This is a genomic window from Thiohalocapsa sp., from assembly GCF_022340605.1.
Classification (GTDB): domain Bacteria; phylum Pseudomonadota; class Gammaproteobacteria; order Chromatiales; family Chromatiaceae; genus Thiohalocapsa.
The window spans coordinates 1-13,877 of the sequence record NZ_JAJDNQ010000113.1 but is presented as its reverse complement, the minus strand read 5'-3'; the positions used below and the strand labels follow the sequence as shown (position 1 = coordinate 13,877).

Here is a 13,877-nt window from a genome sequence, read left to right as displayed (position 1 = left end):
GCCTATTCCCTGATCGCCCAGAGCTCCAGTTGCAGCCCCGGAAAGTCCCCGCCCACGTGCAGGCCGAAGCCGCCGCCGGCGGTGAGCTGTTGCCACAGATCGCTGCTGCGGTCGAGCTCGAAGTAATCGAAGCCCGCGTGATACGGGATCTCCAGCGGCGGCGTCGGCAGCGGTCGCAGCGCCACGCCTTGCAGCGCGAGCTTGACCAGCTCCTGGATCTTGTCGATGGGACCGATCTTCACCTGCGTCGGGAAGCGGTTGCGCAGCACCTGAGAGGCCACCTGGGCCTGCCCGGCGAGCACGAAGCGGGCGTTGACGAACAGCGACGGGTCCTGCACGAGCGCGATACGGAAGCCGTACTTGCGCTCCTGGATCGGGATCGATACGGCGCGCTCGACGGTCTCGCGGCTGAGGTAGTCCCGTAGGCGCTCGATCACGGGCAGAAAGCTCGCCTGCAGGTCGTCGTGGCGGTAGGGCGGAAACTCCGGGGCACGCTTGGCGTCGCTGGAGAAGGTCGCGAGCTCGCCGGCGAGGGCAACCAGCCCGCGGTAGAGCAGCTCCGGATGCAGGCCCTGGGTGCGGGTCCAGTGCACCACGACGGGCTCGGCGCGGTTGATGAGCTGCAATAGCAGAAAGTCCGCCCAGTCGGAGACGCCACCACGGCCGACGCCGCGCACCCGCGCCGCGCGGGCCTCGCCCTGGCGGTGCAGCAGCCCTTGCAGCTCCTCGATGAAGTCACGCAACAGGTTGGATGCCGCAATGTCGAGCACGGGCGGGATGTAGCGCAGGTCCAGCGTCACCTTGCGGTCGGCCCGGCAGTCCAGCACCCGGGCGATGCCGCAGCACGAGAAGCCGTCGCGCACATCGCGCTCGCGGCTCAGGCGCAGGTCGAGCCGGCCGACGTTCAGCAGCGTCTCACCGGCGCCGGCGCCGGCGTTGTCCCGGACGGTCTCCTCGCCGCTGCGGTAGCGCAGCGTCGGCTCGGTGCTGTCCGTCGGGCCGCTCTGCACCGCGTTGGGGCGGGCCAGGGGCAGGGCCAGGTAGATCAGCTGGCCCGCGTCGTCCTCCACCAGGTCGAGTGGCTCCGGCAGCGGGTCCGAGGCCGGGGCGTCGAAGAGGGTGCCATCCGGCAGGATGCCGGCGCACTCGGTGACGGCGAACTTGCCGAGGTCGAGCTGCTCGCGGTCGAGGACGAGATGCTGGAGCCCCCATGGGAAGCAGGCGCGCAGCGCCGTGCGCGCATGCGCCTGGGACTCGATCCAGCGGTCATGCTGCTGGAAATGCTGGGGCTGAAGGAACATCCCCTCCGACCAGAGCACGCGGTTGTCCAAAGCCATGGTCTGCTGTCCGGCGGTCTCAGAGGGTTTGGATGCGAATGGCGTCGGAACCGACCGTCACCGACAGGCTGTTGTCCGCGTCGCCCGCGAGGGGCACGACGCTGCGCCACTGGGCGCTGTCGATGTTGCGGAAGGCGCCGAGCACGCCGAGATAGGCCGCGCCGGGGCTCAGCTCCTTGTGGATGGCCTCGGACTGGCCCGGGGCCAGGGTCATCTCCTGGCGCGACACGAGGGTATCGCCGAGGGTCGGCACTTCGTCGTTATACAAGGAGAAAAAGTCGGCGCTCTTGAAGGCGCCCGGCGACTTCAGCTCGTAGACGCGCACGACGATGGGCAAGCCGCCGGCGTTGGCGTTGCTGGCGGCTTTGACTTCGATATCCAGCCGCGGCGGCGGTTTCGGTGCCGGCGGTGGCAACGGCGCCGGCGGCGCCTTCTGCGCCTTCTTGCCACCGCAGCCGGTCGAGGCCACGGCGACGCTGCCCGCGAGCGCGAGCGTCCAGATTTTGCCAAGGAAGGCTCGGCGACTGCGATTGGTCTGCATCATGGGGCCAGGTTCTTGGGGGGCTGGAGTGGGTATGGCTTGGCCGCCGCCGATGCGCCGGCGGCCGGGATCGTCATGGCGGCCCCGCGAGCGCTTGCACTGACGACCTGCGGGAGGGCGCGCCGTCAATGCCCGCGCTCCCGGCGCGCTCGGGCGAGCAGCGCGACCTGTTCGTCGTACGCCCGGGAGAAGGCGTCGCCGAACACTTTCATGAAGTCTTCCGACGCCGCGGCGCGGATCTTGGCGTGGCGCTCGCCGAGCAGGTCCCAGCAGCGGGCCTTTTTCGCCATGGGCAGTACCTTGTCGAGACTCTTGTCGTCGAGCTCCGCCGCCAGCGCGTCCGGTGCGAAGCGCCCCAGCAACTCGTCCAGCGCGGAGCGCAGGCCGGCGATCATCGCCATTTCGTGTGCCTGGATGTCCTCGAATCCCTGCTTCGCCGCCTCCTGCGCCGGCATGAAGCCGTGCGTTTCGCGCAGCAGCAACCGCTCCAGGGCATCCTCCACCGACACCGAGAACTTGAGCGGGTTGTTCTCGGCGGCGCGGATGGTGGTGACGCCGAGGCGCATCTCGCTCTTGAACTGGGTGCGCACCATCAGGGTGGTGCTGAGACCGGCGACCAGGGTGCGCAGCAGCGCGCCGGCACCGCGCAGAAATGCATCCGGGTCCGCGACCTGGGATGCGTCGCCCGTGCCGAGGCCGGCAAGAAACGCATCCAGCGCCGTCTGCCCGGCTGCCGTCGTCGGCGCGTGCGATGCTGCCGGCGGTGTCGCGCGGCGGCCGGGCTCCGGGCGCAGTGGGGGCGTCGCCCCGGGCGGTGCTGCGTGCGCGGCTGTCTCCGCCGCCGCGTCCGGCATGGCCGTGCCAGCAGCGGCGAAGCCGTCGGCCGCCGCCGCGGGCGGGTGCTCGATGGGCGCGGGCGCCGTGGCAGCTGGTCTGGAGGGCGCGGGTTTAGGCCGGGTCGGCCGGCGCTCCGGCTCGGGCGGCTCCGGCGTGGCGGGGCTGCCGCCGCCGGACCAGTCGGACGGCTCACGCTCCGGCACCCTGTCGGCGAAGGGCACGGGCTCGGTCCGAGCGTCCGTTGTGGGTGCGGCGGGCGGCTCCTGCGCCGGTGGTTGCGGTGTTGCGAGCGGCTCGGAGGGACGTGTCACATCGGCGTCGAAACCGGACGCTCCAGCGCTGGCCGGCGGCGGCTCGATGTCGCCGAGGAGGTCGTAGTCGTCGGGAATCGGCTCGTCGCCGTGTGCGCTGGACGGCGGCTGGAAGAACACCTGGTCCACCGGCGTCGGGGTCGCTGTGGCCTCCCGGCCCGCGTCCGGGTCGGCGAGCAGGTCATCGACGCCGGGCCGTTCCGCAAACGGGTCGGCGGCCTGCTCCAGGAGCCTGCCGTCGCTTGGCTGGTCGCCGCCGCCGAGCAGGTCCAGGATGTCCGCGCCGGCGCCGGGCTGTTCCAGACCGGGCAGCAGGTCGTCGGCGGCGTGCGGCTCGGCGTGAAGTGCGCGCCCGGGCGACGGCTCGGTGAAGAAATCAAGGTTGGGTTGGGATGGCTCCGGTGCTGCCTCGGCGGGTGCATCGGCCGACGGTGCGTACATGTGCGTGGCAAAGCCCGGCACCGGTGGCGGTGGCGGCTCCTCCGCCGGTAGCTCGGCCGTGTCGGGCTCCGTGTCCTCGGCGACGGCCACGGCGATGTCATAGGGTCCGATCTGCAGCATGTCGCCGTCTTGCAGGGGCGTCGGCTGATTGCGCGGCAGCGGGTCGGGGGCGTCGTTGAGGTAGGTGCCGTTGGTGCTGAGGTCGATCAGCACGAAGGCCATGCCGCCTGCTTCCACGCGGGCGTGCAACCCCGAGACCATGCGCTCGGGATCTTCCAGCACCAGATCGTTGTCGGGATTGCGACCAAGGAGCCGGCTGCCCTCGCGGAGCTGCAGCCGCAACGGTGTCTGCGGCGGCTGCCCGGAGACGGCGGTGACTTCGAGCGTGAGATGCATGCGGTGCGTGCAGGCGCGGTCTTGTCAGGTGATGTCGGGATAGGGCTTTTGTCGAGCGAGTATAGCGAAACTCCCGATCTATTCATGCGGGCTATTCTGGTTCTCGGATGGTTATCCGACAGTGCGTCTGATTTGCTGCCGGGCGGTTATTGACAAACTTGGGTTAATTACGTTCCGCCGATTCATCGGCGCATCCGGTGCGAGGCAGGACGCGCCGCCATTCCCCTGCTGGTTTGTGGTATTGCCGACAAATTGGCCGCTTTGCGCCGAAGGTGTGCCGCCATCGAGGCGTAAGTGCCGAATTCCGCGTGGGTGGGGCGTCGGCATGTAATCTGCTTGGACCATCGGCATGGACTGCCTGCAACAACGCATCAACGAACTGCGCCCGCGCGCCGATGCCCTCTGCGCCGCCCTGCGTCGCGAGGCCGAGCGGTGGTTCGGTACCGGCGTGCTCGCCGGCTGTGTGCCGGACGGCGCCGCGTACCGCCTGGAGCGGGATGCCGCCTCCGGCGCCGAAACCCTCGTGGGCGAATGGCTGGATGCCCGCGGCTACCGCATCGGCATGCTGGTCTTCCACGGCGATGGCAGTTGCTTCGGGGAGTTCGACCTGGTGCGCATGCACCCGCGGGACCCGCGCTGGTTCGTCGAGGCGGTGGAGGCCTGGGCCGGTGCAGCGACTGGTGCAGCGGCCGATGCAGCGGCTGGCGGCGGCACGCCGCGTGCGGACCTGCGCTTGCTGGCGGCGCCCTGAGGCGGCGCCTACAACCCTAAAATGCCTCTAGCGGAGGCGAGCCATGCACGCGACACCTTACCTGGTCCTCTACCACAAGCAGCGCACCAGCGCGCGGCTGCGCTTCCTGCGTCACGCGCACGGCGGCATCTGTAGCGACGGCCCGATTGCGGCGGACGCGCGTGTCGAGGTGGGGGGCGGCGACATGCCGGAATCGGCCGGGGCAGGCGCAACGCTCAGGACGCATCCGGGCATGCTGTTGCGGGCTGCGGAGGCGGCGCTCGGCTTGCCGCGCGGCTGCATCGAGGCCGACGGCGGCTTTCGTTGCCGGGTGGTGGTGGACGGCGATCATGCCGATGTCCATCTGGCGCATTTCAGTGACATCGACCCGCCGCTGGGCGCCGCCGCGGCTGCCGGCGCCGAGTTCATCGATCTGACCGCGGCGCGTGGGCTGCCGCGGCCGGAACTGGAGTTGCTGCGCCTGGCCTACGAGCACGTGCTGGGCTGATTCGGTCGCGCCCGCCGCTGCTATGGGGCGTGCCTCAGGCGTCCTCGGCGTGGTTCGGCGCCGATCCCGCGGAACGGATGGTGGGCGGCGGCGCCGGCGGGTAATACGGGTGAGGTTCCGCGGACTCCGCCGGTTGCGCCGGCGCGCTCTCCGGCGTCGTGGCGGGTTCCGCGTCGGGCGCAACGGGCTGCTCCTGGCGTGAGCCGCTGCCGGGTTGCGTGGCCGCGGCGCCGGCATCGGCGGGGGCTGTGGCGCTTGCTCCATCACCTCCGGACGCTGCAGCTTCCCCGGGTTGCGTATCGGTGCGCGTCGCCTCCGGCGCGGTCTCGGCGGGGCGCGCGGGCGCGGAGCCCGAGCCGGACGCGTTGCCGCGCGACTTTGGTCCGGCCGCCGACTCCTTGGCGCCGGCCGCCTGCTTACCCGCTTCGGCAGCGCTCGCTTCAGTCGTCGCGCTGCCCGGCTTGCTCCCGCCCGCCGATGCTGCTGCGCCGGTGCTGCCGACGTCGGCATCCTGCATCACTTCGATCTCCGCATCCAGGGCGTCCAGCGCCGTGCCCTTCTGTGCGGCGGCGGCGGCCGCGCGACGGGCGCGCTCCTCGGCCTGCTGGCGCGCGACGCGCTCGGCATAGTTGCCGTAGTTCGGACCTTTGCCGACGACGGTGACGGCCGTGCCGGGGCTGGTGTGCGCGTACACGGCGGCGGCAATTTTCGGCGGCATCCGGATGCAGCCGTGCGAGGCGGGGTGCCCTGGCCTGGGGATCGGCCCGGCGTGCATGCCGATCCCGTCGTAGGTGAGGCGCATGAAATTGGGCATGCTGGCGCCCACGAAGCGTGCGCCGTGCGGCACCGGATCATTGCCATCCGCGCTGCCGCGGATCACCCGGCCGTTACGACCGACGATCTTGCCGTAGAGGTTGGAGCGCTTGTCGCGCGCCTTTTCCAGGATCGTGAACTCGCCACGCGGGGTCGGATGACTGGGTACGCCCGAGGCGATGGTGCTCCAGCCCACGCGCTGGTCGCCCGCGTAGAACGTCGCCGTCTGCTCGTTGGTGTCGATGACGATGCGGGTGAGCGCCTGCCCATCGCCGTCCCATTCGTAAAGCTTGCCGGGCTTGCGTACCTTTGCCGCCTCTTTTGCGCGATCGGCCTCTGCCGGCTCGGCCGTTTCGGCTGCCTTGTCGGCCGCAGCCGCCTCCTTGTCGGCCGCCTTCTGCTCCGAAGCCTCAGGCGCGGGCCTTGCGAACAGCCCCGAGGGTAGCTCGGGGAAGGTGATCTGGGCGCACCCGCCGGCGCTCAGAAGCCAGATGGCGAGAACTGATGCGCGGGTTAGGTGCGACGAGGAGAAGGGGATACGTGCTGCGGTCATCGATCGTTCCGTGGAGGGGCGCGGGATGGCGCCAACGGCGTAGGTGTATGACGTTAACGGATTGACCGGCATGGAGCAAAGGCTTGTTGCACGAGCCGCGGCGCGGCGTGGACGAATCCGTCTTGGCGGCAGGGCGCGGCGTGGGCCGGCCGCACGGTCGGCATGCGCGAAGAGCGCGCACTACGCACGGTATTATGAGTTATTCGCCGATAGACTTATCGGTGCTTCCTTCATGATGCGCACTCCGTTACGTTCGTGGCGAAATACGCCCTCCTGGTTGGCGTGGACGACTATGCTCCGGACGTCCCGCTTCCGCCCTGCACGCCGCTGGCTGCCCTCGACCCGCTGCGCGAGGTGCTGCAGTCCAGTTGCAGCCGTTTCGAGTACGTCCGCACGCTGTTCAATCCGGACCGCGCACAACTGACGCGGGCGCTGCTGGACTGGTCGGCGGCGGGCCGGCGCGGCGATCTCCTGCTGCTCTATGTTGCCGGCGCGGGTGCGCTGGATGCTGCCGGGCGTGCCCACGTGCTGCTGCCGGGGTACAACGGGACCCTGCGCCCGCCTCATGCGCTGTCGCTCGCGAACATCATGAACAACGCAAGGCTCAGCGTTTGCACGCGCCGGGTGGTGCTGTTGGACATGGGGTTCACCGCGGCCGGCAGCGCGTCCGGCAATCAGGTGGTGCTGGCCCAAGAGCGGATGAGGATCGCCGATACCGCGGTCCTTGCGAGCGCCGCCGGCGCGCCCTTCGTTGCCGATCGCGGCGCGATGCCGTCGCGGCGGCTGCTGGGTCCGTGGCTGACGGAGCGGTTGACGGCAGCCGCGCAGGGCGTCGTCACGGTCGGTGATGTCTATCAGTGGCTGCGCCAGGATACGGCACCGGACGAGCGCGTGGATGTGCCTCGATTGTGGCTGAGCCACATGGAGCGCGGGGGGCTGGTCCTGGCCCGGCATCCAGCCGCGCCGCAGGGCGCTGAGTCTGCCGAGCGCGCATGCTCCAATATGGCCGCACCCCGGATTACAAGGGGCGTCGCACGCGCTTCGTGCGCCGACGTGCGGACGCAACCGTCGGCGCGCCGGGCGCGGCGTTCTCTCGGCCCTGTCCGGTCTCGGCGCCGGGCTGACCACCGACACTATGGGCGCCTCGGCGCGCTGTTGCGGCTGCCGTTGCGGCTCCTGGGCCTGGCGCTGCTCGGGCCTTTGGCGCTGTTCATGGCGGGAGAGGATACCTCCCGGGACGTGCAAGTGGCCGCCCTCAAGGTGCTGCATCAGGCAGCGCCCCGCGTCTTCAACCGGGTCTTCGTCGATGGCCAGGTGACGCTGTTCAGCGATTCGCTGCGCAGCGGTGGCCGCGGGCCGGAGCTGGCGGCGTTGCCGGGCGGCTTCTTCCAGATGGGCTCCGCCGCCGGCGAGCCGGAGCGCCATGCCGGCGAGGGGCCGGTGCATCGCATGGGCGTCGAGCCCTTCGCGTTGGGCATCGCCGAGGTCTCATTCGCCGAGTACGACCGCTTCGCCCGCGCCACCGGCAGGCCGCTGCCGCCCGACAACGGCTGGGGGCGCGGCAACCGGCCGGTGATCAACGTCTCCTGGGACGATGCCGTCGCCTATGTCCGCTGGCTCAGCGCGGAGACCGGCAAGCGCTACTTTCTGCCCACGGAGGCGCAGTGGGAGTATGCCGCCCGTGCCGGGACCACCACGCCGTTCGCCACCGGCGGCTGCATCCATACCGAGCAGGCCAACTACAACGGCGTGTTCGACTATGCCGATTGCGGTGCCCGCACCGGCATCTTTCGGGGCCAGACCCTGCCCGCGACGGTGCTGCCGCCGAACCCCTGGGGGCTGTATCACATGAACGGCAACGTGTGGGAGTGGGTGCATGATTGCTGGCATCCCGCCTATGGTCAGGTGCCCAAGGTGGCGGCGCGCGCCGAGGACGCCGCCCTGTTGTCCAGTCGCGGCTGCGGCCGGCGCGTGATTCGCGGCGGCGGCTGGCGCTTCGAGCCGGGCTATCTGCGCTCGGCGACGCGGCTTTGGTCCGAGCCCGGGACGCGCAACAGCGACATCGGCTTTCGCATCGCCCGCGCCCTCGATTGAGTCCCGGTGACCGAGTCCCGGCAACGGCGCGCGCCGTCGTTGCGGGCAGCGGGTCCCAGTCCACCGCGACGATACGGTATCCTCTGCGGCAACCGCGCGGGCTTCATCATCGGCTCCTGTGCGCCAGCGGCCGCGCCGGCTTGTCCGGCGGCCGGGGCGCTTGCCCGCGTCGCCTTGTTTACACGAGATCCCTGAAACCCATGCAGAGCGAGTACGATCCCGGCGCCGTCGAGGCGGCGGCGCAGCAGTATTGGGCGTCCAGCCAGAGCTTCCGCGCCGTGGAAGACCCGGACCGCGAGAAGTTCTATTGCCTGTCCATGTTCCCGTATCCCTCGGGGCGGCTGCACATGGGCCACGTGCGCAACTACACCATCGGCGACGTCATCGCCCGCTACCAGCGCATGCTGGGCAAGAACGTGCTCCAGCCCATGGGCTGGGACGCCTTCGGCCTGCCCGCCGAGAACGCCGCCATCAAGCACGGCATCCCGCCGTCGCAGTGGACGCGGGCCAACATCGAGACCATGAAGGGCCAGCTGGAGCGGCTCGGCTTCGGCTACGACTGGTCGCGCGAGCTCGCCACCTGCGACCCGGACTATTACCGCTGGGAGCAGTGGCTGTTCACGCGGCTGATGGAAAAGGGGCTCGCCTACCGTGCCAAGGCGACGGTGAACTGGGACCCGGTGGACCAGACCGTGCTCGCCAACGAGCAGGTCATCGACGGCAAGGGCTGGCGCTCCGGGGCGCCCGTCGAGAAGCGCGAGATCGAGCAATGGTCCGTGCGCATCACCGCCTATGCGCAGGAGCTGCTGGATGCCATCGACACGCTGGACGGCTGGCCGGAGCAGGTGCGCACCATGCAGCGCAACTGGATCGGCCGCTCCGAGGGCGTCTACATGGACTTCGGCATCGAGCGCAGTGACGAGGTCCTTGGCATCTACACCACCCGCCCGGACACGGTGATGGGCGTCACCTACGTCGCCGTCGCCGCGGAGCACCCGCTGGCCCGTGCCCGTGCCGAGCATGACCCGGCACTCGCCGCCTTCATCGACGAGTGCCGCCAGGGCGGCACGACGGAGGCGGAGCTGGAGACCATGGAGAAGAAGGGTCACCGCCTCGGCCTCGACGCCATCCACCCCATCACCGGCGAGCCGGTGCCCATCTTCGCGGCCAACTTCGTGCTCATGGGCTATGGCACCGGTGCCGTCATGGCGGTGCCGGCGCACGACCAGCGCGACTGGGAGTTCGCCGAGCGCTACGGCATCCCGAGGAAGCAGGTGATCGTCGCGGCCGACGGCGGGGAGTGCGGCATCGATGCCGGCGCTTACGTGGACAAGGGCGTACTCGTCGACTCCGGTCCCTTCGATGGCCTCACCTCCGAGCAGGCGTTCGACGCCATCGCCGACTGGCTCCACGAGCGCGGCAAGGGCGAGAAGCGCGTCAACTTCCGGCTCCGCGACTGGGGCGTCTCGCGCCAGCGCTACTGGGGCTGTCCTATCCCTGTGGTCCACACCCCCAACGGCGGCGTTCGCCCCGAAACCGACCTGCCCGTCAGACTGCCGGAAGACGTCGTCGTCGACGGCTCCGGCTCGCCGCTGAAAAAGATGGATTCCTTCTCGAAGCTGCCCGCAGGGGAGATTCGAGAAACGGACACCTTCGACACCTTTTTTGAGTCGAGCTGGTACTACGCCCGCTACTGCTCCGCCGACTGCGACACGGCCATGCTCGACGAGCGCGCCCGGTACTGGCTGCCGGTGGACCAGTACGTCGGCGGCGTCGAGCACGCCGTGCTGCACCTGCTCTACGCGCGCTTCTTCCACAAGCTGATGCGCGACGAGGGGCTGGTGGATTCTGACGAGCCCTTCGCGCGGCTCCTGACCCAGGGCATGGTGATCGCCGAGACCTGGTACCGGGAGGACGCCGAGGGCAAGCGCACCTGGTACAACCCGGCCGAGGTGGAGGTCAGCCGCGACGACAAAGGCAAGCTCATCGGCGGCGTGCTGAAGGCGGACGGCGAGCCGGTCACCTTCGGCGGCGTCGAGAAGATGTCCAAGTCCAAGAACAACGGCGTCGACCCGGAGGCACTGATCGAGCGCTACGGCGCCGACACGGTGCGGCTCTACACCATGTTCACCGCACCACCGGAGCAGTCGCTGGAGTGGTCCGACGAGGGCGTCGAGGGCGCCGCGCGCTTCCTGCGCCGGCTGTGGACGCTGGCGGCCGGCAGCGCCGAGGCGGCGCTCACGGCAGCGGCGGTGGACGCCGCCGACGACGCCGCGGCCACCGCGCGGCGGGAGGTCCATGCGGCGCTGAAGAAGGCCCTATTCGACTACGAACGCCAGCAGTTCAACACCGTGGTCTCCGGTTGCATGACCATGGTCAACGCCCTCTACAAGCTCGATGCCGGCAATCCCGCGCAGGCCGGGGTGCTGCGCGAGGGGCTCGGCATCGTGCTGCGCCTGCTGGCGCCCATCGCGCCGCACCTGGCGCATCACCTGTGGCGGGAGCTCGGCTTCGGCGACGACGTGCTGGCGGCCGGCTGGCCGGCGGTGGACGAGGACGCCCTGGCGCAGGACAGCATCCAGTACGTGGTGCAGGTGAACGGCAAGGTGCGCGGCAAGGTGCAGGTGCCGGTGGACGCCGCGCGCGACGCCATCGAGGCCGCGGCGCTGGCGGATGCCAACGTGCAGCGCTTCATCGAGGGCAAGACGGTGCACAAGGTCATCGTGGTGCCGAACAAGCTCGTCAACGTGGTGGCGAAGTGATGCGGCCGGCCATCGCACTGCTGCTGTCGTTGCTGCTGCTGTCAGTGGGGCTGGTCGGCTGCGGCTACCAGTTGCGTGGCAGCGTGAACGTCCCGCCCGGCCTGAGCCCGGTGTTCGTGCGCGGTGGCGGGCTGGTCGGGCGCAGCGTCGAGACCCGCCTCGCCGGCAGCGGCGTGCAGAGCACCACGGACCCGCGCGATGCCGGGTTGGTGATCGACATCCTGTCCCAGGATCGCGATTCCCGGGTCGTGGCCGTGGATTCCGGCGGCAAGGCGTTGGCCTACATGCTGACCTATCGCGTGAAGTTCGCGGCGACGGATCGCCAGGGCCAATTCGTCATCAAGCCTCAGGTGCTCTCGCTCGACCGCACCTTCGACGACAACCCGAATGTCTCCGTGCTGGGCGAGCAGGAGGAGTCCGACATCATCTATTCGGACATGGCCGACGACGCCGCCGATCAGGTGCTGCTGCGGTTGCGCGCGGCGCTGGCGAATCGCCCGGCGGCCGCGGCCGCGGGTGCGGGCAGCACATGAGCCGTCCCCGCTGTCCGCGCCCGCGCCTGGATTGCCGGACCCATGCGGCTTGATCCCGCCCAGCTCGACGCCGGCCTCGAGCGCGCGCTGGCGCCGATCTACCTGATCTTCGGCGACGAGCCGCTGCAGCTCGGCGAGGCCGCCGCCGCGGTGCGCACCGCGGCCGGCACCCGGGGCTTCAGCGAGCGCACCTGCCTGGAGGCCGACGCCCAGTTCGACTGGACCGCCCTCGATCATGCCGCGGCGTCCCTGTCGCTGTTCGCCGAGCGGCGGCTCATCGAGGTGCGGCTGGCGGGCGAGGGCCCCGGCCGCGACGGCGCTGACGCCATCCGCCGCTACTGTGCCGCCGCCGCGGGCGACGTGCTGCTGCTGATCGTCGCCCCAAAGCTGGACTGGAAGACGCTCTCGTCGAAGTGGGCGCAGGCCCTGGACCAAGCGGGCGTCATCGTGCAGGTGCGCCAGCCCCAGGGGCAGCGGCTCCAGCAGTGGCTGCGCGGGCGTCTGGTGCAGGCCGGTTTCCGGCCGACGGACGATGCCCTGGCGCTGCTGGCCGAGCGGGTAGAGGGCAATCTGCTCGCCGCCGCGCAGGAGGTCGAGAAGCTCAAGCTGCTGCGCCAACCCGGGCCGTTGGACGCCGAGGCCCTGCTGGCGAGCGTCTACGACAGCGCCCGCTACGACCTGTTCGATTTGAGCGACGCCGCCCTCGCCGGCGACCGCGCCCGCACCGACCGCGTGCTGCGTGCCCTGCAAGCCGAGGGCACGGCCGCGGCCCTGGTGCTCTGGGTGTTGGCCCGCGAGCTGCGCAAGCTCGCCGCCGTCGGCTTCGCACTGGCCAACCGCGGTAATACCGCCGCCGTGCTGCGCGAGCACAAGGTTACCGAATACCGCCGCAACGAGGTCATCGCCGCCGCACGCCGGCTGCCGTTGCCGAGCCTCTGGGCGCTGCTCGCCCGCTGCGCCGACGCCGACCTCGCCGTCAAGGGCCGCTCTGCCGCCGATCCCTGGCGCGTGCTCGCCGAGATCGCCGACGGCCTCGCCGCCACGGCGGCGCGGGCGGGCCGGTAGCTGCAAGGCGCGGACTAGGCCAAGGTCACGTCGGCTTCGCCCCTGTGCGAATCGAAGACCGCGAGACGGCGGTGGAGATTCTGGAATCCCTCCTGCGCTACTACGTCCAAGGCACCGGACGCCTCGAAGAGCCCGAGGTCAGGCAACTGCTGCAACAGACATCCACGGGAGATCCAATCATGCAGACCTTCATCGACCGCTACATCGAGCAAGGCCGCGAGCAAGGCATTGAGCAAGGCATTGAGCAAGGTCGCGCGCAAGGCCGTGAGCAAGGTCGTCAGCAAGGCGAGGCCGCGGTACTGCTGCGTCTGATCGAGCGCAAATTCGGCACGCCGAGCGAGGCCGTGCGCGAGCGTGTCCTCAGCGCGGATGCCGAGACCTTGCTAAATTGGTCCGAGCGCATCCTGACGGCCGAATCTGTGGATGTCCTATTGCACTGAGTTGGCGGCGAGCACAGCCGCGGTAGACACGCCCGCGTGTGCTGACCCTCGTGGCGTTACGCTGATGCCGTCAAGCCCGGCGCCTTGACCGATTGCCCAAACGCACCCAGGCGCCTCCGCAACGCGGCCACTGAGCTCAGTGCCGATCAGTAAGCCGTCGCCGCCAGAAGCGGGAAATCCACCCCCTTCGGCTCCGTCCCCATTAACCGACCAACCCCGCGTCGAGTCCGGCGGCCTTGATCATAAGTCCGTCCACCGCCGTGGGAGCGCCGTCCCCGGCGCGATCGGCCGCCGTGGGAGCGCCGTCCCCGGCGCGATCGGCAGCGAGTCATGGCGACGACGACGCAAAGTGGTACGCTGCAACCGAGCGTAGTCCTGAGATACCCGACGACATCGAAAATGCTGCCGGTAAGCGACATGCAATGTCGTCCATAGAAGTGCATGCACCGGGAGAGGCTGGCGATGCGCAAACAGACTATCCAGTACGGCTCGCCGCTTGACGCGCTGGTCGCCGTC

At 70.0% G+C, this 13,877-nt stretch carries 11 protein-coding genes; 7 read left to right on the top strand and 4 right to left on the bottom strand.

Going from position 1 to position 13,877, the window contains the following annotated elements:
* Window positions 1-2: 2 nt before the first annotated feature.
* The 3 genes from tssK to tagH all read right to left on the bottom strand — a co-directional run bounded on the left by tssK (window position 3) and on the right by tagH (window position 3,863).
* Entirely contained in the window at window positions 3-1,337 is a 1,335-nt protein-coding gene (gene tssK / locus LJE69_RS14680; RefSeq protein ID WP_296926377.1) for a type VI secretion system baseplate subunit TssK, read from the bottom strand.
* A 19-nt stretch (window positions 1,338-1,356) separates the two neighbouring features.
* Window positions 1,357-1,881, bottom strand: coding sequence for a type VI secretion system lipoprotein TssJ (gene tssJ / locus LJE69_RS14675; protein ID WP_296926375.1), 525 nt, complete (start codon window positions 1,879-1,881; stop codon window positions 1,357-1,359).
* A gap of 122 nt (window positions 1,882-2,003) precedes the next feature.
* Window positions 2,004-3,863 (bottom strand): type VI secretion system-associated FHA domain protein TagH, encoded by a 1,860-nt coding sequence (tagH, locus tag LJE69_RS14670; RefSeq protein WP_296926373.1) that lies wholly within the window; start codon window positions 3,861-3,863, stop codon window positions 2,004-2,006.
* A 349-nt stretch (window positions 3,864-4,212) separates the two neighbouring features.
* Between tagH and LJE69_RS14665 the strand changes: the two genes are divergently transcribed.
* Window positions 4,213-4,614, top strand: coding sequence for a hypothetical protein (locus tag LJE69_RS14665; RefSeq protein WP_296926371.1), 402 nt, complete (start codon window positions 4,213-4,215; stop codon window positions 4,612-4,614).
* A 43-nt stretch (window positions 4,615-4,657) separates the two neighbouring features.
* A complete protein-coding gene (locus tag LJE69_RS14660; protein ID WP_296926369.1) occupies window positions 4,658-5,101 on the top strand; it encodes a hypothetical protein in 444 nt (147 codons plus the stop codon).
* A 34-nt stretch (window positions 5,102-5,135) separates the two neighbouring features.
* Here LJE69_RS14660 and LJE69_RS14655 read toward each other — a convergent pair whose 3' ends face one another.
* Window positions 5,136-6,539, bottom strand: coding sequence for a L,D-transpeptidase family protein (locus LJE69_RS14655; protein ID WP_296926367.1), 1,404 nt, complete (start codon window positions 6,537-6,539; stop codon window positions 5,136-5,138).
* A gap of 183 nt (window positions 6,540-6,722) precedes the next feature.
* On the opposite strand from LJE69_RS14655, the gene LJE69_RS14650 reads away from it, so the two are divergent.
* From LJE69_RS14650 to LJE69_RS14630, 5 genes are all read left to right on the top strand, one after another.
* Window positions 6,723-8,561, top strand: a complete 1,839-nt coding sequence (locus tag LJE69_RS14650) for a formylglycine-generating enzyme family protein (protein WP_296926365.1) — start codon at window positions 6,723-6,725, stop codon at window positions 8,559-8,561.
* 200 nt (window positions 8,562-8,761) lie between these two features.
* The gene (leuS, locus tag LJE69_RS14645; protein WP_296926363.1) at window positions 8,762-11,323 is read left to right on the top strand and encodes a leucine--tRNA ligase; all 2,562 of its coding nucleotides are present in this window, start codon (window positions 8,762-8,764) and stop codon (window positions 11,321-11,323) included.
* The gene (lptE, locus tag LJE69_RS14640) at window positions 11,323-11,856 is read left to right on the top strand and encodes an LPS assembly lipoprotein LptE (RefSeq protein ID WP_296926361.1); all 534 of its coding nucleotides are present in this window, start codon (window positions 11,323-11,325) and stop codon (window positions 11,854-11,856) included. Before leuS ends, lptE begins: the two co-directional genes overlap by 1 nt.
* Before the next feature lie 42 nt (window positions 11,857-11,898).
* On the top strand, window positions 11,899-12,921 hold the full coding sequence (holA, locus tag LJE69_RS14635; protein ID WP_296926359.1) for a DNA polymerase III subunit delta: 1,023 nt from the start codon (window positions 11,899-11,901) through the stop codon (window positions 12,919-12,921).
* Window positions 12,922-12,992: 71 nt separating this feature from the next.
* A complete protein-coding gene (locus LJE69_RS14630; protein WP_296926357.1) occupies window positions 12,993-13,361 on the top strand; it encodes a DUF4351 domain-containing protein in 369 nt (122 codons plus the stop codon).
* The last annotated feature ends 516 nt before the right edge of the window (window positions 13,362-13,877 follow it).